The sequence below is a fragment of the Anaerobacillus sp. CMMVII genome, from assembly GCF_025377685.1.
Lineage (GTDB): Bacteria > Bacillota > Bacilli > Bacillales > Anaerobacillaceae > Anaerobacillus.
The window spans coordinates 43,918-65,602 of record NZ_JACEHK010000013.1; the positions used below are offsets into that span (position 1 = coordinate 43,918).

General features: G+C 38.0%; 25 protein-coding genes. 23 read left to right on the forward strand and 2 right to left on the reverse strand.

Annotated features, from left to right (window positions below; all coding sequences use genetic code 11):
• Positions 1-4: 4 nt before the first annotated feature.
• From H1D32_RS16775 to H1D32_RS16835, 13 genes are all read left to right on the forward strand, one after another.
• Entirely contained in the window at positions 5-1,177 is a 1,173-nt protein-coding gene (locus H1D32_RS16775) for a sugar ABC transporter permease (protein WP_261179427.1), read from the forward strand.
• Between the two features lie 262 nt (positions 1,178-1,439).
• Positions 1,440-2,300 (forward strand): substrate-binding domain-containing protein, encoded by an 861-nt coding sequence (locus H1D32_RS16780; protein WP_314733436.1) that lies wholly within the window; start codon positions 1,440-1,442, stop codon positions 2,298-2,300.
• Positions 2,301-2,402: 102 nt separating this feature from the next.
• Positions 2,403-3,857 carry a sensor histidine kinase gene (locus tag H1D32_RS16785; protein WP_261179428.1) on the forward strand — a complete coding sequence of 485 codons (1,455 nt, stop codon included), beginning with the start codon at positions 2,403-2,405 and terminating at the stop codon, positions 3,855-3,857.
• Complete coding sequence (locus H1D32_RS16790; protein WP_261179429.1) at positions 3,847-5,418, forward strand: response regulator; 1,572 nt, start codon at positions 3,847-3,849, stop codon at positions 5,416-5,418. The genes H1D32_RS16785 and H1D32_RS16790 overlap by 11 nt, the downstream gene beginning before the upstream one ends.
• A gap of 11 nt (positions 5,419-5,429) precedes the next feature.
• Positions 5,430-6,506 (forward strand): D-xylose ABC transporter substrate-binding protein, encoded by a 1,077-nt coding sequence (gene xylF, locus H1D32_RS16795; RefSeq protein ID WP_261179430.1) that lies wholly within the window; start codon positions 5,430-5,432, stop codon positions 6,504-6,506.
• 180 nt (positions 6,507-6,686) lie between these two features.
• Positions 6,687-6,881 carry a hypothetical protein gene (locus H1D32_RS16800; RefSeq protein ID WP_261179431.1) on the forward strand — a complete coding sequence of 65 codons (195 nt, stop codon included), beginning with the start codon at positions 6,687-6,689 and terminating at the stop codon, positions 6,879-6,881.
• 149 nt (positions 6,882-7,030) lie between these two features.
• Positions 7,031-7,537: a hypothetical protein gene (locus H1D32_RS16805; protein ID WP_261179432.1), complete on the forward strand. Its 507-nt coding sequence runs from the start codon at positions 7,031-7,033 to the stop codon at positions 7,535-7,537.
• Between the two features lie 171 nt (positions 7,538-7,708).
• The gene (locus H1D32_RS16810) at positions 7,709-7,966 is read left to right on the forward strand and encodes an RNA polymerase sigma factor (protein WP_261179433.1); all 258 of its coding nucleotides are present in this window, start codon (positions 7,709-7,711) and stop codon (positions 7,964-7,966) included.
• Positions 7,963-8,199, forward strand: coding sequence for a sigma factor-like helix-turn-helix DNA-binding protein (locus H1D32_RS16815; RefSeq protein WP_261179434.1), 237 nt, complete (start codon positions 7,963-7,965; stop codon positions 8,197-8,199). Before H1D32_RS16810 ends, H1D32_RS16815 begins: the two co-directional genes overlap by 4 nt.
• Positions 8,186-8,431, forward strand: coding sequence for a hypothetical protein (locus H1D32_RS16820; protein ID WP_261179435.1), 246 nt, complete (start codon positions 8,186-8,188; stop codon positions 8,429-8,431). The genes H1D32_RS16815 and H1D32_RS16820 overlap by 14 nt, the downstream gene beginning before the upstream one ends.
• A gap of 133 nt (positions 8,432-8,564) precedes the next feature.
• A complete protein-coding gene (locus H1D32_RS16825; protein ID WP_261179436.1) occupies positions 8,565-8,762 on the forward strand; it encodes a hypothetical protein in 198 nt (65 codons plus the stop codon).
• 5 nt (positions 8,763-8,767) lie between these two features.
• Positions 8,768-9,526: a DUF3139 domain-containing protein gene (locus H1D32_RS16830; protein ID WP_261179437.1), complete on the forward strand. Its 759-nt coding sequence runs from the start codon at positions 8,768-8,770 to the stop codon at positions 9,524-9,526.
• 356 nt (positions 9,527-9,882) lie between these two features.
• Positions 9,883-10,122 carry a hypothetical protein gene (locus H1D32_RS16835; RefSeq protein WP_261179438.1) on the forward strand — a complete coding sequence of 80 codons (240 nt, stop codon included), beginning with the start codon at positions 9,883-9,885 and terminating at the stop codon, positions 10,120-10,122.
• A gap of 70 nt (positions 10,123-10,192) precedes the next feature.
• On the opposite strand, the gene H1D32_RS16840 is transcribed toward H1D32_RS16835, so the two are convergent.
• Both H1D32_RS16840 and H1D32_RS16845 read right to left on the reverse strand, forming a co-directional pair.
• Positions 10,193-10,420: a hypothetical protein gene (locus H1D32_RS16840; RefSeq protein WP_261179439.1), complete on the reverse strand. Its 228-nt coding sequence runs from the start codon at positions 10,418-10,420 to the stop codon at positions 10,193-10,195.
• Between the two features lie 510 nt (positions 10,421-10,930).
• A complete protein-coding gene (locus H1D32_RS16845; protein WP_261179440.1) occupies positions 10,931-11,119 on the reverse strand; it encodes a hypothetical protein in 189 nt (62 codons plus the stop codon).
• A gap of 152 nt (positions 11,120-11,271) precedes the next feature.
• Between H1D32_RS16845 and H1D32_RS16850 the strand changes: the two genes are divergently transcribed.
• From H1D32_RS16850 to H1D32_RS16895, 10 genes are all read left to right on the forward strand, one after another.
• Positions 11,272-12,189: a hypothetical protein gene (locus H1D32_RS16850; protein ID WP_261179441.1), complete on the forward strand. Its 918-nt coding sequence runs from the start codon at positions 11,272-11,274 to the stop codon at positions 12,187-12,189.
• Positions 12,190-12,387: 198 nt separating this feature from the next.
• Positions 12,388-12,636 carry a hypothetical protein gene (locus H1D32_RS16855; protein WP_261179442.1) on the forward strand — a complete coding sequence of 83 codons (249 nt, stop codon included), beginning with the start codon at positions 12,388-12,390 and terminating at the stop codon, positions 12,634-12,636.
• A 131-nt stretch (positions 12,637-12,767) separates the two neighbouring features.
• Complete coding sequence (locus H1D32_RS16860; RefSeq protein WP_261179443.1) at positions 12,768-13,625, forward strand: SDR family oxidoreductase; 858 nt, start codon at positions 12,768-12,770, stop codon at positions 13,623-13,625.
• Between the two features lie 309 nt (positions 13,626-13,934).
• Positions 13,935-14,393 (forward strand): hypothetical protein, encoded by a 459-nt coding sequence (locus tag H1D32_RS16865; RefSeq protein WP_261179444.1) that lies wholly within the window; start codon positions 13,935-13,937, stop codon positions 14,391-14,393.
• Entirely contained in the window at positions 14,303-16,234 is a 1,932-nt protein-coding gene (locus tag H1D32_RS16870; protein WP_261179445.1) for an ATP-dependent DNA helicase, read from the forward strand. The genes H1D32_RS16865 and H1D32_RS16870 overlap by 91 nt, the downstream gene beginning before the upstream one ends.
• Positions 16,235-16,315: 81 nt before the next feature.
• Entirely contained in the window at positions 16,316-16,969 is a 654-nt protein-coding gene (locus H1D32_RS16875) for a M48 family metallopeptidase (protein WP_261179446.1), read from the forward strand.
• Between the two features lie 503 nt (positions 16,970-17,472).
• A complete protein-coding gene (locus tag H1D32_RS16880) occupies positions 17,473-18,096 on the forward strand; it encodes an SDR family NAD(P)-dependent oxidoreductase (protein WP_261179447.1) in 624 nt (207 codons plus the stop codon).
• Between the two features lie 203 nt (positions 18,097-18,299).
• On the forward strand, positions 18,300-18,530 hold the full coding sequence (locus H1D32_RS16885; protein ID WP_261179448.1) for a hypothetical protein: 231 nt from the start codon (positions 18,300-18,302) through the stop codon (positions 18,528-18,530).
• A gap of 527 nt (positions 18,531-19,057) precedes the next feature.
• Complete coding sequence (locus H1D32_RS16890; protein WP_261179449.1) at positions 19,058-20,251, forward strand: S8 family peptidase; 1,194 nt, start codon at positions 19,058-19,060, stop codon at positions 20,249-20,251.
• Between the two features lie 159 nt (positions 20,252-20,410).
• Positions 20,411-21,670, forward strand: coding sequence for an MFS transporter (locus tag H1D32_RS16895; RefSeq protein WP_261179450.1), 1,260 nt, complete (start codon positions 20,411-20,413; stop codon positions 21,668-21,670).
• The last annotated feature ends 15 nt before the right edge of the window (positions 21,671-21,685 follow it).

Sequence of the window (21,685 nt, forward strand, 5' to 3'; positions counted from 1 at the left end):
ACCAATGAATTTATTTACCGAGGCAAAAACGATCATTAGTGAAAATATTCGTGAGTATGGAATGTATATTGCGTTAATTTTTATTATCCTAATCTTTTCAATCATGACAGATGGACTTTTCATCTCTTCACGGAATATTAGCAATCTACTAGATTCGGCAGGGTATATTGCTGTATTGGCGGTAGGTGTCATGCTTGTCATCGTTATTCGACATATTGATTTATCGATCGGCTTTTTAGCTGGCTTCCTAGGTGCGATTGCCGCAATCTTGCTAATGCGAGTGGGATTACCGGTAACTATGGTCATTCCTATTATTCTTCTTTTAGGAATAGTAGCTGGATTGATTACTGGTTTTTTAGTAGCGAAAGTCGGGATCCCTGCTTTTGTCGCTACATTAGCTGGGTGGTTAATTTATCGCGGTGCACTTCTTCAGGTAACAGAGAAGAGCGGAACAATCAGTGTGCAAAACGATAGCTTTAATGCAATTGGGAACGGATTTATTCCGTCTATCATGCAAGTTGGTGGCCTTCACTTACTTTCACTAATTCTAGGTGGGTTGGGTATCGTATTTTATATTTATAGTGCGGTAGCGAATCGGAGAAACAAAATCAAGTATAGCTTTGACGTCGTTTCTAAACAAATTTTTGTTCTACAATTAGTTTTTGTTTCGTCTATCATTGCCTATATTACTTGGATTTTGGCAGGATATAATGGTTTTTCCTGGACGGTCATGATTATGCTGCTAGTTGTTCTTGTCTACCACTTCATCACAACTAAGACTGTTTTAGGCAGACATATTTATGCAGTTGGCAGTAACCCAGAAGCTGCACACCTTAGTGGTATAAATGTTAGTAAAATTACGTTTATCGTATTTGGTTCGATGGGTCTCCTTTCCGCTTTGTCTGGTATTCTATTCACCGCTCGTTTACAATCAGCTACAACAACTGCTGGTACATTATTTGAGCTTGACGCAATCGCCGCGGCCTACGTAGGTGGGGTATCCGCAGCAGGTGGTGTAGGTAAAGTGACTGGAGCAATTATCGGGGCAATTGTTATGGCTTCGCTCACAAGTGGGATGAATTTGCTTGGTGTAGGGATTTCCTATCAATATATCATTAAAGGTGGCGTCTTGGCGCTCGCAGTTATTTTTGATGTAATGACAAGAAGAAAAAGATAGTTATAAATTGGAGGAACTTACCCTAGTTCCTCCAATTTATTTACGACCAAGTAGTGAAAAGGATTGATCATTTTAAGACAGGTGCTATGATAATAGTAGATTAGAAGAGGTGCTAGAGTGACCTTTTTTGTACACTGTCTTGAAATACATTTTTTCTAATAACGGGAACAAATATCTGTTTATGGCCGAATTTATGTTAACAGCCACAATATATACGAAAAGAGACTTTAAATTATACAGCTAGGTGAAGGGAGTGTTATGTTTGCGTGGTATAGGCATTTTGATGTTAACTGCTATTTTTTTTAGTCTTTGCTATCTTACATTTGTTTCTGCCGATAAAGTATTTCGCAATGATTGGCAACTTCCGACCGCGATTGAACAAAGTCAATTTCAATATCGGTTAGTACTAATTACTCGTGATATGGAGACCCCTTTTTGGAACAAAGTAGGCAAAGGTGCCATGGAGGAAGCCGGGAGGTTGGGGGCAAGCCTCGAGATATGGGGTAGCTATGATGGTAACCAAGAAGATTTCTTAAAAAAAATAGATATTGCTCTTCATTCAAAGGTCGACGGTATTATTGTTCAAGGACTAGATACGGAAGAGTTTAAGTCATTGACGAAGGTGAAGGCCTCCTCTTATGGGATACCGATTATCACCGTAGCTAACGATGTTCCAATTGAGGAGAGTCTCAGGAGAACCTATGTTGGTTCTAATCAATATAGGGCAGGTAAGTTGATTGCTAAGCAGTTACTTGACGATATGGGTGATGTTGGAACGGTTGTTCTCATGTATAACAATGGAAAAGAATATTTTCAGATGCAACGGCTACAAGGAATTGAAAGCATTCTTCATCTCTATCCGAATATTCAAATTGTCTACGGGGAAACCGAAGCAACGCGGGAGGAGATTATTTCTAACACAAAGGAGATCCTCAATAAAAATCCTGAGGTAGATGCTTTTATCGCCGTAGATGCCAATATTACAGGTACAATGATCCAAGAAATTAATAAGCGTTTTCAGGTGGAACCGTATTATATTTACACGTTAGATGATGGTCCAGATTCTTTGTCGCTACTTACTGAAGGAAAATTAGACGGTTTACTTCAGCAATCTCCAAAATGATGGGAGAAATAAGTGTCAAGCTGATTATTGATTGGCTTAATGGCGACGCAGTTCCTCTAGATTTTAATGGCTACTATACCGACATTTTTATAGTAAAGGCGAATGACGTGGAATGAACAGAATACAAAAAAGATCTTACTTTTAACCACTATTGTTGTTGTCACTATGTCATCTATTTGGATAGCCCTTACATTTTACAATCAAAAAACCTTAAATCAATATAATGAAATTTTACAACGGTATTTAAATATGAACGAGGTAACGAGCGCAAGTCAGTTAGTCATTGCAAATCTTAACAACTACATGCTTAATCCTACAGAAACTACGTTGGAGCAGCTTGATCGTAGTAAAGAGAAAATTGAAAAGGCCAAAAAAGAGATCATGCCTTTAAGGAATGAAGAAAATGATTTTGCGGTCACAAACTATATTAACTTGATTGATAGCTTTATTGAAACCACAGACCGGTTTATTTTGTTTTACTCAGAGAATGATACAGAAGCGTCGGCAAAGGAATTTTCGGAAGCAACACGAATATCGACCTATATTTCTGAGATGACCTTAACATTGTTGGACAAGGAATTAAAGACGTATGATCGGTTTTATCGGGGGATCATCGAGCAATCTAAGGAACTGATTAAACTAGGTATTTGGGTGCTAATGCTAATCACCTTCATCCTTCTTCTGATTGCCTATCGGATTTCCTTAAGTATTACTAGGCCTGTGGAGAAGTTAACAAAGGCAGCAAATGAGTTCTCTAAGGGGAATTTCGAGAATCAAATTAAGGTTGAGACCAATGATGAAATCGCCTTTCTTGCGAAGACCTTTGACCGGATGCGAATAAATATAAATAACTTGATTTTGGAAATAAAAAGCAAAGCACAGCTTGAGCATGAACTACAGCAAAACAAATTACTTCTTCAGGAAAGCCAGTTTCGTAGTCTTCAAAGTCAGATAAATCCGCATTTTTTATTTAATACACTTAATACTATTTCTAAAAAAGCTTACTTGGAAGGATCTAATGAAACAGGCGATTTGCTTGTTAGTGTAGCAGGTTTGTTGCGTTACAACTTAAAACGATTAGATAGATCGGTGACATTACAAGATGAAGTGAATGTTCTCAAACAATATATGGACATTCAGAAAGCGAGATTTACTGATCGATTACGATTGTATTTGGAAATAGATAAATCATGCTTGGATGTAGAGGTTCCTTCTCTTACATTACAACCAATTATCGAGAATGCTGTCATTCATGCTGTTGAACCATCAGAGGATGGTGGGGACATCTGGTTCCGGATCATCGATGGCAAGGAGACAGTCATCGTAGAAATTGCGGATAATGGTAAGGGAATGGACGAATGGAAGATTAAACAAATTTTAGAAGAAAGTCCTATTCAAAGTGAAGGGCACTCTACTGGTATTGGTTTTAGTAACGTGGTTAAACGTCTGCGTCTATTTTATGGGGTAGAAGACGTGATTACCATTGACAGTGTTCCGGGGCAAGGAACAAAAGTGACCTTAAAAATACAAAAGCAAAGGAGACGGAATGTATGTTAAGCTCCTCATTGTGGATGATGAACAGATTGAAAGAGAAGGAATGGAAGCGATCTTACAGAAAGCCTTTGCGAATGTAGAGATAAAGCAGGCGAAAAACGGAAGATTAGCTGTTGAAATGGCTGGAGAATTTCAACCTGACCTAATTTTAATGGACATTAAGATGCCAGGGATGACAGGTCTTGAGGCAATACAGTTGATTAGGGAACAATTTACACAAATTAAATTTATTATGGTTACAGCATTTGATACCTTCGAATTCGCAAGGCAAGCGATTAAGCTCGGTGTAAAGGACTATTTGCTTAAACCGAGTAAAGCGACGGAGATTGTTGATACGGTTGGGAGAGTACTAAAGGAAATTGAAGCAGAACAGCATGCATTTGTTTTACAAAATGTTCAACAAAATGCATTGAAGAAAACCTTAAGTGTCGTTGAAACCGATGTGGTGACACAGCTTTTGTTCGATCATGTCCATGAAATTCATCTTGATATGCTCGTTGAAATGTTAGAAATACCAATGACCAAAGAAATGTTTGTGATCATTGTTTTGCTTCCTACAGGGTCAGAAAAAAATTATCGTGAAATCAAAAATATCGTCAGGGATACTAGGACTGGGTGGGTAGGTCCGATGTATGGAAACCAACTACCAATCATTGTCTTTCGCGATTTCAAAAAATCGTTTCGCTCGCAAGCTATCAATCTCGCACGTCAAATTCTGTCTTCTGCTAAATTCGACATTGGGGCAGAAGGTTTTATCGGAATTGGAAGCGTTTGCTCTGCCTTAGATCAACTTAAACAATCTTATCAAGACGCCCTAATAGCCACGATGGACACAACGATGTCTAGTAGGTATCGGTTTTATTCAGATATAGCGCTTCAGGATGAATTGTATAATGAATATTTTGTTAAGCACCGTCAAAAGGAGTTTTCAGATCATATTCGGATTGGCCATTGGAACCAAGTTCGTTTGGACGTAATAAATTTAATTCAATATAGTGAAAGTGAGGGCAAAGATCTTGTTCAAACGCAACAACAGGTGCTTGAAGCCCTATGGATTGCTTCTAGAGTCTTAAACGAATTAGGTATAGAAATCGAAATTCCTCTCTATTTTTCCAAGGTGAACGATTACAGACAGCTACGTTTTGAGGCGGGCAAACTTTTGGACCAGATGATAAAAGCCTACTTAGATCATTACGATCGAATAGAAGCTGATACGATACATCAAATAAAACAATATATTTTTGACCATTCCAATCAGGAAATTTCCTTAGAAGCTTTAGGGAGAAAAGTTGGGCTTAGTCCGATTTACATTAGTAAAATGTTTAAAGAAAAACTTGGGATCAATTATATTGATTTTTTAACCGAGTGTAGGATTGAAAAGGCAAAGCGGCTCATGAGTGATCCTCAAAAAAGTATTAAAGAAATCACCTTTGAAGTGGGTTATCATGAACCAAACTATTTTAGTAAAGTGTTCAAAAAAATGTGTCATGTGTCACCAAAAGAATACCGCAAGACGCTGCTAGGAAAAAAAGACGAATGGGTAACGAGAGACCTGAAAAAATAGGAGGAAAACCAATGGAGTGGAGGATTACCTGCTTTTTATTAGCTGTGTTTACACTGTCACTTCTAGTTACTACAGCCTGCGAGCGTAAGAGCGAGCCTATTGGAAAACATGAAAACTCTGAAACTCTAGAATCTTTGGAAGTCGAAGAAGCTCACGATTCCAAAATCAAGATTGGATTTTCAATGGATACATTAGAAGAAGAACGATGGCTCAAGGATCGTGATATGTTCAAGCAGGCTGTGGAATCTCTAGGTGCCGAAGTGGTAATCATGACTGCCAATGGAGATGCTGCTAGGCAAGTGCACCAAGCTGAGACATTAATCAGCGAAGGGATTGATCTACTTGTTGTAGTGCCAAACAATGCTGAAGCAGCTGCTGCTATCGCCAATAAAGCGCAATTGTCAGGGATTAAAGTTATTTCCTACGATCGTTTAGTTAAAAACGCAAATATTGATCTATATATATCGTTCGATAATGAACTTGTTGGAGAAATGCAAGCAAGGGCGATTACACAATTGGTCCCAAAAGGTAAGTATGTCTATATCGGAGGTGCCTCGACTGACAATAACGCGCACTTATTTAGAAAAGGAGTATTTAATGTTCTAAAGCCTTTTATTGATAGAGGGGACATTACAGTTGTTTATGATCAGTGGACAATAGACTGGTTGCCTTCTTATGCGTATGCAAACATGGAAGCCGCATTACTCGCCAACAATAATCAAATTGATGCAGTTATTGCTGCCAATGATGCAACGGCTGGTGGTGTCATTGAAGCACTTGCCGCTTTAGGTTTAGCAGGGAAAATACCGGTTGCTGGACAGGACGCAGACCTTGCAGCTGCTAAACGTATCGTAGAAGGGACTCAAACGATGACCGTCTACAAGCCTATCGGAAGATTAACGGAGGTTGCAGCAAAGCTTGCGGTCCAACTTGCCAAAGGTGAAACCATTGAGGAAGCAAGAAAAATCAATAACGGAAAAATAGAAGTTCCTTCTGTTCTGCTCACACCAATTCCAGTAGATAAGTTTAATATTGACGAAACAATCATTTCAGATGGCTTCCATTCCCGCGAGGACGTCTATAACTAGAAAGCATGGGGACGGTTCTGGTGCTTCCTAATAGGAAGCACCAGAACCGTTTCTTTGCTTCATTTCAAGATACCTAGTATTATGAAATTGGAAGAAACAGCAAGATACTAGATTTTTATGGAGTAGTTCTAATGTGCAGTGAAGAATTTCGATGCTAACTAATAGGAGGAATTTAGTTTTATGAATATTCTTATAGGGGTTAGTGCTGTGATATGTGTCTTTGCACTTGTCGCAACCATACTTATTGGAATCAAGCCAAATGATAATAATTATGAAAAAACAACGAAAAAACGGCTGACAAGACTTACTTGGATTTATATTATTACTTTTGTTCCAGCATTCATTTTTGTCTTTTACTACTTTAGCAAACTTTAAAATCAAAGGGACGGTCTCATGCTTCCTTCGTAGTTGAAATGGAAGCATGAGAACCGTCTCTAAGCTTCTTTCGTGTACTATTTCTTGTGTAATTTTAATAGAATAGTAAGCAAAGAACTAGTGATTTTACAGTGAAGGTGAGGGATAAAATGGACGACAATCTAATTTTTGATCACTTTGGAGAAGTTGAAGCGTGGGTTATAAACGGCAAAAGTTACTTTTGGAACGGTGGGTTTCATGTACCAATTCACGAACTTAGAAAGTTGTCTGTTGATCAACTTCCATTAAATGAAAAAATCCAACCAATTGAAAAAGAAGTAGAAGACTATATCATTCCTTCATATCCAGACCTTTACTTAATCCGAACAGCCCAAGGGATTGTAGTAAACGTAGAGAGTGTTTTTTACTCAGAGTTTTGGACTCACCCAGGTGTACCAATGCAGCTCTTTATAGACTGTTTGGTCGAGGAAATCCGCAGTAATAAAGAATTCGTGTTAAATGACCTTCATAATGAGGATTTTGACATTGTAGTGATTGAATACGAGACAAAGCTCATTGATGTCCAAAGTATTCACGAGGCCATTAATTCGGCTGTTCATTCAATGAAGTCACTTGAAAAACGAGTCAATTGGAGACTTGAGGAAAAATTGGGATAGAACGCCGGGACGGTTCTCCTGCTTCTTAAATAAGGAAGCAGGAGAACCGTCCCGCTGTTTTTAAAATTATTTAAAAAATTATTGTAACGAAATATGAACTCGTGGTACTACATAGATGAAACCAAATAAATTTGTATGTTTGTGATCACAGACAAAAGGGAGGGGCAGGACATGGAGTTGGAACAATTGTATAAAGACATTCAACCGAATATCTTTGCCTTTTTCTATGTAAAAACATTAAATAAAGAGGTTTCGGAGGACTTAACGCAGGAAGTATTTTACCAAGCACTCAAAAATTACGGTACATTTAGTGGACATTCTAACGTAAAAACCTGGGTTTTTGCTATTGCCAAAAATGTTCTAAAAAAACACTATCGGTCCAAAGATATCGCAATGAGCTATCGGTACGGCTCCAGGATCAATCTATGACTATTGAATCGACTGAAGATAGTTTCCTAAAAAAAGAGGAGAAGCTCCAACTCATTCTTCTCATCCAGGAGCTAGATGAAATCACGAAGGAGATCGTTACCTTACGAGTGTACGGAGAGCTCTCATTTAAGGAAATTGGAGAGTTGGTAGAAAAAACAGAAAACTATGCTCGAATAACGTTTCATCGGGCAAAGCTGAAAATGCAAAAGGAGTTGAGTAGTGATGAAGGCTAAAACCCTCAAGCATATTATTGAAGACTTGCTCCCTCTTTACGAGGAAGGCTTGCTTAGTGAAGAAACAACAGCCTGGCTAGAAGAGCAGGCGAGAACGAATGATGAATATGCAAAGCTTTTACAATTGTCAGCTCAATCCCTACCCAAGGGAGAGATCGAATCACCAGTAGACTCAAAAAAATGTTTCAACAAATTAACCGAAAGTTGTCTTTGTATCAAATTATTTTTGTAGCACTCTCGTTTTTATTAGCTATTAACGCTTCGATACTAAATGAGAGTTTCGGATTTATTTTATGGTATGCCGTGTTAGGCTGTGTGACGTTTCTTTTTTACAAAGATCTAAAAATTGTTTTTTACATTGCATTTTGCCTATTTTCCTTTGGTCAATTGGTAGCAACGCAATTGACTATTCTAATGGACATATTATTCCAGGAACGACATTTTTAGAGTTTTTTACAAGTAGTGTCCTTGGTTCAGCTTTGGTATCGATCATCCATTTCTTGTTTGCGATTATCGGTAGTGTGATTGCATGGCTTATTTTAAAGTTAAAGGAAGGGAAATGAGATCTATGTGGAAAAAAATTATATTGTGGGCTTCCCTAGTGATCCTTGTTAGTTTTGTATTATTTGTATACAACGAATTTAATGGTAATCCAGTTAGTAAATATCGTTCCGAGAAAGCATTACAGAGCTATTTAACATCGATGTACTCAGACAATGATTATAGAATCCACGAAGGATTTTATGACTTTAAATTTAAAGAATATTATTTTAAGGTAACAGAAATCGGCAGTGGTACAGTAGTGGCTGAGGAAGTTGGTCCAGAAACGAAAACCCCTACGGTTCAGGACTATAGCTTTACCGTTCATGGGTTCGTCTCGCCAAAGGTACGGATCGATGGAATCAGGGTTTCTCGGTTAGACCACCCTTTGATGGAGCGTTTAGGGAAAGAGGCTGGTAAGGACATCTATCAAGAGCTTCAACAGACCGTGGGATCACTTCATAAAGTAGAAGTGACTCTCGAAGCATTAAAAGAGCAGTTCGACGCTAATGTAAGCTGGGATCGAACGTTACCGCTAGATCGACCGTATCATATTTTTATCGTCTTGGATGCCAGCGATTTTAGCGCTGATGATGTATATGAGGCAGCGACGGAAATTCAAAGTGAGTTAGATGAACTTGGATATAAATATGAGAGAGTAACGATCAATGCCAATATCATCAGCGAAGCAGCCGTGAAGGATGGGGCTGAAAATGGTTATGTTAAATATGGGATTGGATTTGATAAAGGGGAACGAATGAATAGAAAAGACGTGAAAGAGTTTTAGCACTATAGGGGACGGTTCTCGTGTTTCATCTGTCTGATGGACAGGAAGCAGGAGAACCGTCCCCACGCTTCTTTTCAATAGTGCTAGCAAGTGCTAGCACTTTGATATCATACCTCTTCATCAAGCGAGCATTAGTGATTTAGGTAAGGGGAGGAAGTATTGTGGACTATTTTATGGGGGATCTTTATATGGTGCGTTAAAGCTTTAACGCGCCGGGGGTCAGACCCCCCTAACATACCTCCCCATCATTGTGTCGAAATGATGAAATGTATGGGCTTGAACTTTAAAATGCTAGGAAGTTCCTATATGATAAATTTATAGACAGAAATAACGAAGCATAAGTTGGAGGGTTATCTATGAGTTGTGGATGTTCAAGTTTAGAGGATGGCATGGCGATTGTTGATCATGTGAGAAGTAAAGGGAAAGAAAATCAACCACCCAAAAAGGCGCTCGAAATACCTTGTACATGTGGTGAAGTATTTACGTTAGAAAAAGTGATTATGAATTGTCCTACATGTGGAATGACTTACGGAGTGACACCATGTGGTTCAGATGACCTAAAGAAAGTATTGCCAGCTGGGATAAACTACGCGTAGGGAATAAATTGCATAAAAAGCGTATCTTTCATTTTTGAAGGGTACGTTTTTTTATGGATTTTTTGAAATTTTAATCCCGATAGAAAAAAACAATAAAAAAAGCGTCACCTTCATGTTTATACTCTTGAAGGAACCGCTTTTTATGTTTTGTATCATGCTTTCTTATTTTTTCTAGTTTTGTTTTCGTTTTTCTTTCATGGGTACTAAAATCGACTGTTGTACCTCGCGAACTTGTCACATCACGCTTTTTATTCCGTAATTGATGCTCTCGCTGTTTTCTTGCTTTTGTTTTAGCCATGTAAAATCACTCCTTTACATACAGTGTACTATATTTTGGAAATACTGTCTTCTCAAAGATTGTAGCTACTAATATAGCTAGTAAGGACCAGATACTCCGAGACATCTTTTCTACATAATTGTCTACGCAGAAATGGATAAATTTTTCTAAAAAGCTGTTTTCGCATAGATTGTTGTTTTTCAATTATGTAGAAAGGGCATTGCATCAAGTTTGTCTGGCATCTTTTCTAACTTATTTATTATCTCGGGTAAATAAGGTAAATGTTCTGATGTACCATATAAGTTTGGAAATAGCAACAAAGTTTACGATAAGAGCCTTATGAAAAGAAAAACGCCAAAAGAGGCGTTTGTTTTATAAGATAAGAATTTTTAATTATCTTAGGTGATGCCTAGCGCAAGCAGCCTAGCCCCTCGAGGTCAAATAACCTTCCAACCCAAAGTGAAAAAAAGAGCCACTTTTGGTTGGAAGAACATTTGCTTGTCGGGGCTAAACGAGGCGTTTGCGCTTTTCTTATTGATTGTTATCTTTGTTACGATTTACGTTTTTTACAGCATTTGCAGTTGCATCAACAGCATTCATAGCAGCGTCTTCAGTGACTTCTAAACCTCTGTGTACTGCATGGAATGCAGCTCCAGCGGTATTTTTAATTCCTTCTGCTACGTTATTTTCATTGTTGTTTTGATTTTTTTCGTTAGCCATAGTTTTCACCTCCTAAAACAGAGGTAGTGTTTGCATTTTTTTGAAAATATACCCCTTCCAAAAATTTTATGCGAAAATTTCGATATATAATGAAACTATTCAAACTAGAAACCGTAATTATAGTTAGAACAGCTTAAAGGAGCGTGGACAAAATGAATTATTTTAAAGTTTTTGTAATCGCTATACTAATGGTCAGTTTAATAATAAATGCTCGCTTATTAGTAAGAGTGAGTGATCTTGATAATCGCATCGATTCAATGTCATACTCTCAAATGGAAATCAGGAACAGAGTGGAAAATCAAACGAGTAGTATGCAATATGTATTAGAAGAATTTAAAAATGAGCAAAGCTGGATTAGCGGGATCCAAATGGAAGTAGATCCTTTTAACATAGCAAATGGAAAGACAACGCTGAATTTTAACTGGCAAATAAAAGAACTTTTTAATGACTCGGAGGTAGTGTTTCATTACAAGTATGGAAAAGATCAACAATTTCGTTCAGTTCCAGCGAATGAAGCGGGGAATGGTATATTTAAAGCAAATGTTTCTCTAGATATAGCGCTCGAGCCAGAGTGGTATACAGGATTTAGTATACCCGTTGGTAACGATTATTCAGAAGTCGAAGAGCGAGCGTATGAAGATAATTATTCAGAAAAAATGAATAAACACGAGTTTTCATACTATGTGACAGTTTCAAATGATAATTTGCTTCGGAGTAGCGAAATTCATTTTAGCAATTTTGCCCATCTGGGGACGGACTATTATGGCATTTTAGACCTTTTTGTTGATATTCATGACAAGGGATACCATATTTCGGTGATGAGGCCAGACTACTATACTGAGAATGGTGTTTATTTAGATGAGGTTTATGTAAAGAAATTTAAGAATGGCGTTCTGATAGATGAAGAGAAGTTAGTCTCAAATAGTAACGAAGCAAGGACGCAACCATATGAATTTCCACTTGTCTTTCAAAATCAAACGAAAAATGAACCATTTGAATTTTCAAGTTTAGTAATAAGAGTTGTTTATAATAATGGTCAAACCTTCGAAAAAGAAGTGCCTTTTAATTAATTGTACTTGCGGCTTGATACGTAAAAAACAGTTACTTGATGTAGCTGTTTTTTTAAAAGATAAGGACCTGAGCGCCCTCTGCCAACAGTGAATAAGTCAAACTCACTAATCTAACAATTAGGTGTATTTTTCCAAATAGTGGTGTCTATCTATAGAGAAACAGGTATAATTTAATTGAAATAGGAGGGATCAAACAAAATGAAAAAGTTTGCGATGATTGTTTTCCTTATTTGTGTAGCTCTTATCACTACCAGCTGTAACAGTACAAAAGTGTTTTATTACGGGTCGAATTTTGGTAACGAAATTAAAGCGACCTACACATATTTTACAGGAACTGAAAAAAAGAATATTGGGCTTAAAGAAGGCGATGTTTTAAGAATGGAGTATGAATCGGTGGTAAATGAAGGAACATTAACATTGAGTCTTTTGATCCAAACGATGAGGTAGTAACTGAATTTGAAGCAGATCAAACTGGCTCATTTGAGCTTGTTACAAAAACACCTGGGAGCTATCAGTTAATCATCATTGGCGATAGTACGAAAGGAAGCTTTCATTTTTCCTGGAAAATCGAGAAGTAGGTGAGAGAAATAGATAAAAATCATGTTGTAATTGTGACGGGTGCAAATTCAGGAATGGGAAAGGCAACATCATTGGCACTAGCTAAGACAGGAGCGACGGTCGTGATGCTTTGTCGGAGGAAGCTAGAGGGAGAGACAGCTGTTAGGGAAGTACGAACTATAAGTAAAAATATGTCTGTAGAGCTGATGCTATGTGACTTAGGTTCGCAAAAGAGCATTCGAGAGTTTTGTATAGAGTTTCAGAAAAAATATCACAGGCTCGACGTACTGGTGAATAACGCAGGTGTCATTCTTCCGGGCCGGCATGAAACGGTGGATGGATTTGAATTACAGTTCGGTGTAAATCACCTAGGGCATTTTTTGCTAACGAATCTTCTGCTTGAGCAGATTATTGCCAGTGCGCCGGCTAGAATTATTAATGTATCATCTGGGGCCCATAAAGCTGGAAAAATCCATTTTGACGACATTAATCTAAAGAAAAATTATCGTGTGTTTCGAGCATATGCTCAATCGAAGCTTGCAAATATTCTTTTTACATATGAATTAGCCCAAAGGCTAAAAGGTACAGACGTCACCGTAAATTGCCTACACCCAGGAGCCGTAGCCACAAATATGGGAATTAACAGGGAGACAGGGTTTGGAACATTGATTACGAGATTGCTAAAACCTTTCTTTCAAACCTCAGAACAAGGAGCCGAGACAGCCATCTATCTTGCGACATCAGCAGAAATAGAAGGCATAACTGGACAATATTACTATCGCAAAAAATCAATTCGATCCTCAAAAAGGTCCTATGACAACGCCCTGGCAAAGAAACTATGGGATGTTAGTGAGGAAATGACGGGGATGAAAAAGTAGGTGTCTGTGGCCATGTCGCAAGGCACCTATTTTTATGTTTGGTAAAGTGCTCACCGTTGTAGCATTTTCAGACGATCAATTATAAGCAGATCAAGATCTCTAAATTGTAAACCATCGTAAATATTCTTCTCAGAATTCCTAATTGTTTCATTTCCAATCTTCCAGTTCTTTGTTAAGCAAGCGCTGGCATGTTAAAGATTGGAAATAGCGGGGTACAACTGCGAATCACTCCTTTTTGTTATAGTTCAAGTCATAGTCGTGTAAAAATGATATACTAACTCTACAAATAGATTAAAAGGTGAACAGCGGATGAATCAGATAAACGTGAGAGTTTCGGTACGAAATTTAGTAGAGTTTGTGATGATGAGCGGTAGTATTGAAATGGGTGCTGGTGGTGCACATATTTTAGAAGAAGGCACAAAAACGCACCAGCGTTTACAACAAAATCGAGAAGACAATTACCAAAAGGAAGTAACGTTATCACAAGAGTTTGAACGAAATGGTTTTATTGTTACTGTTCATGGCAGATGTGACGGCATTATTAGAACTGAAAATGGGGTCACAATTGAGGAGATCAAATCAACATCTAGACCTCTAGTTACTATAAAGAAGAGGATCGACCGACGTACTGGGCTCAAGCGAAAGTGTATGCCTACATCTATGCCGCACAACATAACTTGGATCAGATCGATATCCATCTTGTTTATGCTAGTAGGCAAAACACAGATACTGTTACGTTTAAACAATCGTATACAAAAGAGGACTTAGATTTTTTTATTGAAGAACTTTTAGCGGATTACCTTAAATTTCAGGAAATTTTGTTCGACCAAAGAACCGCCCGCCAAGTAAGCATTCCGGCCTTATCCTTTCCTTTTTCTTCGTACCGTAACAGACAGCGTGATCTTGTGAAAGCAGTATACAAAACAATTTCTGAAAAAAAGCGCTTGTTTGCGAAGGCTTCTACTGGGATTGGGAAAACAATCTCAACCATTTTTCCGGCTGTAAAAGCTGTGGGGGAAGGGAAGGCAGAACGGATCCTCTATGTAACAGCAAAAACGATTACAAGACAAGTAGCTGAAGAGGCTTTTCAATTATTAAATACGAAGGGTCTAGTTTGGCGAACGGTGACAATCACTGCGAAGGAAAAAGTTTGCTTTCAAGATGAAGTCAACTGTTCTAAAGACCATTGTTCTTATTCAGACGGTTATTATGATCGATTAAAGGAAGGGTTAAAAGACATTTTAACGAAAGAACAAATCGTTGACCGACAAACCATCGAGTCCTATGCGAAAAAGCATTCACTCTGCCCATTTGAATTTTCATTAGATGTTGCGTTACATGCAGACGCAGTGATCTGTGATTATAATTACTTTTTTGATCCAAGAGTGAAAATGCAGCGTTGGAGCGAGCTCCATAAAGATACGGTGTTACTAATCGATGAAGCTCATAATTTAGTTGATCGGGCTAGAGCCATGTACTCTGCTTCGGTTGCGAAATCTAGCTTTTTAGAGGTAAGTAGGCTGGTAAAAGGAAAAAATCAGGAACTTTACCAACAGACAAAAAAAGTGAATGATCTGCTTTTGGAGTGGAAGAAGGAATTACTGGAGAAGAATCAATTCGATTTTCTCGAGTTACCAGAACATGTAGTTTCAGTCGTAGAGGACTTTTTAGATTTAGGTGATCGGTGGCTATCTACTTCGGGCAATCACCTCGAAGACTATTACGGAAGTGTGAAAGATCTTTTTTACGAGGCACAGGCTTTTTGTAGGGTGGCTAGTTTATATGATGATCATTTCCGCACGATGGTTACGGTTCAAAAAAGTGAAGTTCAAGTTAAGCTATTATGCTTAGATCCTTCTAGACTAATTCGTAGCGCGACAAAAAAGACGAAAGCGACGATCTTTTTTTCGGCTACGTTACATCCACTCGGATATTTTCAAACCGTGTTAGGTGGAGAAGATGTTGATTATTTTCAAGATATCCCTTCACCGTTTGATGAAAAAAACGTCGAGGTTTTAGTTAGTCCAATATCCACGAAGTATAACGACCGTCCTTCATCGGTTGAAAAAATTATTTCAGTCATAAAAGAGCAGCTACATCAGCGTACAGGTAATTTTCTTGTTTTTTTTCCGTCTTATGAATACTTATCACAAGTGCTTGCAGAGTATCAAGATGACGCTATGGATGCGAACGTTGAGTTGTTTGTTCAAGAACAAATGATGACGGAGGAAGAAAGGGAAGGATTTTTAGCTAAGTTCCAACCCTTATTAACAGGGGTGAGAATTGGTTTCGCCGTTTTAGGTGGTATTTTCGCTGAGGGAGTAGACCTACGCGGTGATCGGTTGAATGGTGTTTGTATTGTCGGAGTAGGTTTGCCTAGGATTTCAGATGAACAAGATATTATGAAGCAGTTCTATTCTTCGCAAGGCTACAATGGATTTGATTTTGCGTATGTTTATCCTGGTATGAATAAAGTTCAGCAGGCTGGTGGAAGGTTGATCCGTTCGGAAGAAGATGAAGGAGTGATCATCCTCATGGACGACCGCTATTTGTCACCAAAATATCGAAACCTATTACCAAGCGAGTGGCGTAATTTTAGAAGGATTTGAGAGAGGGGGGTCTGACCCCCAGTGCTTTAAAGCTTTAAAGGAGCGGGGGTCAGACCCCCAATAAAGAAGAGATGGTGCGTTATGAAATTTGAAATTGAAGGTAACATCATCGATTGTGATGTTCAATATGGAAAGAGAAAGAAGATTGCGATTCAAATCAGTTCGACGGGATTTATAACTGTGAAAGCGCCTAGAGAGACAAGTGAAGAAATGCTTAGAAGTGCTATTGAAAAGCAAGGGAAATGGATCCTAGACAAATTGCAGAAAATTAAGGATGCACGTGAAGCTCCAAAAACAAGGGAGTATCATGATCAAGGGAAGTTTTTGTATCTTGGTAAAGAGTACCTTCTTCATCAGTTAATTGATCATAGTGATTTGGGAGAAAAAGATCTAAAAAAAGCTCTTAAAAAATTCTATATTTCTAGCTGTAAGAAGATTGTCGGTGAACGGATCAAGATCTATCAAAAACAACTAGGAGTAAAGCCGAAATCTGTTGAAATCATAGAGTCGAAAGTCAAATGGGGCAGCTGTAGTTGGGATAAAAAAATAAGTATTAATTATCAATTAGCCATGGCGCCAATCGATGTAATAGATTATGTCATCATCCATGAACTATGTCATATTCTTCATATGAACCATGATCGCTCGTTTTGGAGGCGTGTGGGAAGTCTTGTTCCAGATTATAAAAAGAAGGAAGAATATTTAGCAAGACATGGGCAGTCTATGACGGTGTGATAATTAGCATAATTTAGGGAAAAGATTAAGGAACTAAACGCTACTAAGCTTTAGTTCTTTTTTTCTACACTTTTTAGTAAGCTTTTTTTGATACTAGCTTCAAAATGAGGCTTGGTAGATAAAATAGTAGGGAATGTTATCTTAGCCAACACAATCGAATAACAGTTCGTGAAATAAAAGTATTAATATCAGTGGTATTAAAATTAAGATCCGAAACCAAAAAAGAAATAGAATTAGTAGAATTCATGGGACAAACCAATAACAAAATTCAATTTGTTATTGGTTACTTATTTGTAATTTAAGAAAAATGTGGATTCTATTATTAAACATTGATGTTGATCTACAGGCAGTTGTTATGATGTGGCTTGCATTATCGCGGAGTCGACAAACAAGAAACTCTCTTATAGAAAATTATTTTACTATAAAACTATTTGTGATAAATGTCTTTAATAGATATAATAACTAGGTAACTTTTTTGTATTTTCACTTAAGGGAGTGAGATTTTGAATATATTAATTACAGGAGCATCCGGATTTTTAGGCTCTACACTAGCAAAACAATTACTTGAAGACAAACATAATGTCTATTTACTAGTCCGAAATAATAAGAAGTTAAACAATTTCATTAATATAAATCAAGATCATAAACAACGGATCACAATCCTTGAAGGCGAGTTAACAGAAGCGGAATTGGGTTTAAATTCTAAAATGTTAAATAGTTTAGTTGGAAAGATTGATGTCGTTTATCATACAGCTGCCTTTTTATCATTTGATGAAGGTAAAAGAGAACAAATTTTTCAAGTAAATGTTAACGGTACAAGAAATGTTCTTGAGGTAGCAGAAAAGATCGGTGTAAATAAATTCGTCCATGTAAGTACTGCCTATACCTTAGGGGTTCAAGAGAATGGACTCGAACAACTGTACCCGATAGATGGTACCTTTACTAATGATTATGAAGAAAGTAAATGTAAGGCTGAACACCTAGTTATGTCTTATCAAGATAAGTTCGCAGTCACTATTATGAGACCTGCTATTATTATCGGTGATTCGAAAACTGGAGAAGCGAGCACAACCTTTGGATTATATGGGATCCTTAGAGCTATTGAACTACTAAAGAAAAAAGTATAAAAGCTGGTCATCAAAACAAAACGTACCGATTATTAGTAAATAAGGATGCTGTTTCAAACCTTGTTCCAATAGATTACGTTGTAAAAGTACTCACTTTAGCTCTAAAATATGGTCAGAAAAGTACTGTATACAATATAACGAATCCAAATCCACCATCAAACGGGTTGGTTTTTGAAACTATCACGAAGAGTTTAGAGTTTCAGATGGTGAAGATCGCACCGTATAAACACTTGGATTTATTAACAGATGAAGAATTGATTTTCAACAAACCGCTTCAAGTATTCTCTCAATACCTAAATTGTTCTAAGTCATTTCAAGATGAAAATACAACCAGATTGTTGTTAGAAGGAAACGAAAGCTTATTAAACATGAATGCTGAAATGCTTTCAAGGATTATTACTGGGTTTTTAGAACGAAATATGATCAAGGTGTAGTTCTTTCCCACCGTGTGAAGAAATTATGCCCCGAGAATTTGGTGTTACAGGTTTAGAGGACCTATTTGTAAATCAACACTCAATACGAAAACTTTCTTATGAAAAAGGACCATTTACGTGGAAACTATCGCGTAATGAGTCCTTTTTTGTATACCTCATTGGGGTCTTACCCCCGAGGCTTTAAAGCTTTAAAGCGCTGGGGGTCAAAGCGCTGGGGGTCAGACCCCCAATCCGTTAAAGCTTTAAAGCGTCGATGGAACCTGAATATAGATCTGACTACGAAGATTCACTTTCATCAACATGAAAATAGTATAGTTTTCTTAGTAATCTATAGGAACACCTCAAATATTTTTGAATTATGTACTAGATGATTTATCGCTTAATTTTTTTGGATTTTTTTAAAGAAATATTATGAAACTACTCTAGCATCCGTCCAATTTACAATGAGAATATACTTTTGTCGTTTCAATTTCTCTTTAGCAGCATTTACTAGTAATAGTTCGATAGAAAGGGAATTGGAGGTTTTTATGAAAACGGACAAAAAGCTTTTTACTATTCTAGCAAAAAATCAGTCGAGTGCTATCCCAGTTGTCATTGTATTAAAAGATAGTGCGAGGTCATGTAAGGTTGAAGATTATTGCCGCCTTCATCCACATGACCAATTTGGTCATTCTTTATCTTCCATTAAAATGATCACGGGTAGATACTCAAAAGCAACAATACAAAGTTTACAACGCCATCAACAAGTTAAATTTATTTGTTATGATCACTCAGTGCAAGCACTATTAGACAAAGCGACTCCAGCCATTGGCGCGCACAATGTCCATCGACAACAAGGGATAACTGGGAAGGGTGTAGGGATAGCAGTTCTTGATACTGGTGTTTATCCTCATGTAGATCTAACAAGACCCACAAATCGAATTGTCGCCTTTAAGGATTTAATTAATAATAGGTTGCAACCTTATGATGATAATGGACATGGCACACATGTTGCAGGTTGTGCAGCAGGGAATGGTATTAGTTCAGGTGGGACTTATCTAGGACCGGCCCCTGACGCTAATATTATTGGTGTTAAAGTGTTAAATGACCAAGGGTCGGGGAGTATATCTACCGTTATAGCAGGTATAGATTGGGTTATTGAAAATCGTGACCGCTATCGAATTAGGATTATAAATTTGTCGCTCGGAACACGACCAACAACCTCTTATCGAAATGACCCTCTAACCCAAGCGTGTAGAAAAGCTTGGAGAAACGGTATCGTTGTTGTTGCGTCTGCAGGAAATACGGGTCCTAATGGATCGATTGTAACTCCAGGAATAGAACCATCCATTATCACGGTTGGTGCTTCGGATAATAATTCTAATGATATTAGTGACCATCGTTTAGCTAGTTTTAGTAGTCGGCCGCCTACGGTCGATACCTTAATAAAGCCTGATGTAATTGTACCCGGACAAAATATCACTAGTCTATTAGCACCAAATTCAACACTTTCCGATCGTGATTTACAGGCAAATAACTATTTGCAATTATCTGGTACATCAATGTCAGCTGGAATATGTTCGGGAGCAATTGCCCTCCTTAATGAAGCATACCCGTCCTTAAGTCCAGAAGTGATTAAAACATTGCTAAAAGAAACCTCCCGCTACTTTAACGGTAGCAATGCAGGATTACTACAAATTAATCAAGCTTTCGAGCTGGCAAGATTAAAGTTAAATGAGTGAGTACAGTTTGCTTGAGGGATCTGCCTTTTATTGGGGTCTGACCCCCGCCGCGCTAAAGCTTTAAAGCGCTGGGGGTCAGACCCCCTATTTTTCCTTTTTTTCTTCTAAAACCGATTGATCCGTTGTATGATAAATTTATTGTTATCGGCGGGGATTTAGATGCATTATGGATGGGTGGTTGTATGGCTTACATTTATTGCTGTACTTGTTGCTGCAGGGGTTCGATCGATTACTGGCGTCATTATGGTACCTCTCGAGCAGGAGTTTGAATGGAGTCGCTCGGCAGTTTCATTTGCATTTGCCATTAATCTAATTCTTTATGGATTTTCAGGTCCGTTTATTGCCGTGGGTATGAATCGTTTAGGAATTCGAAAAATGATGGCTTACGCTATGGGACTTTTGGTTATCGCGATGCTAATCAGCTTATTCATGACACAAATTTGGCAGTTACATATTATTTGGGGAGTTTTTATTGGAATTGGCTGCGGGGTATTTCTTACCGTTCTCTCAGCTCATGTGGCCAACAATTGGTTTGAGAAACGAAGAGGTTTTGTTCTGGGGTTACTGATGGCGAGCACCGCTGCAGGTCAAGTAATATTCCTACCCTTGCTTTCTTACTTAACAGAAACTTATACTTGGAGAATTGGGATGTCAGTTTTTATCGTATTAGGCATCGTGATGATTCCACTAATTCTTTTATGGATAAAAGATACACCTGCAGAAAAGGGACTGCTACCTTTTGGGGCGGTACAAAAAGAAGCAAAGCCCGCTTTAAATCAAAAAAATCCTATTGTGACAAGCTTTGAGGTTCTTTGGGTCGGGTTACGTTCTACACCTTTTTGGTTATTGTCGATTAGTTTTTTTATATGCGGTTTGTCAACAGTTGGATTAATTAGCACTCATTTTATTCCTGCCTCGGCTCACCATGGAATACCTGAGGTTCATGCTGCGAGCTTGCTGGCATTTATGGGGATCTTTAATATAATAGGAACGATGCTATCAGGATGGCTTTCCGATCGTTTCGATAATCGCTGGCTTTTATTCTGGTATTACGGCTTACGCGGACTGTCTTTGTTAATCTTGCCTTATGCCTTAGAGACCAATTCGTATGCGATGCTCATCGGTTTCGCTGTATTTTACGGATTAGATTGGATCGCCACTGTACCGCCAACGATTCGTTTGGCATCGGATTATTTCGGTAAAGACCGTGGGGTGATTATTTACGGATGGGTTTTTGCCGCTCATCAAGTAGGTGCTGGTGTGGCTGCATTTCTTGGAGGCTATTTCTATGAAGTATTTCATAGCTATACGCTTACATTTCTCTCAGCAGGGATCCTCTGTATCCTAGCGACTCTGTTTGTATTGAGGGTTAAGAAGATTGAAAAAATTGTTCCTACTACAGAAGAAAATGCAGGTTGACTATTGGTAAAAAGC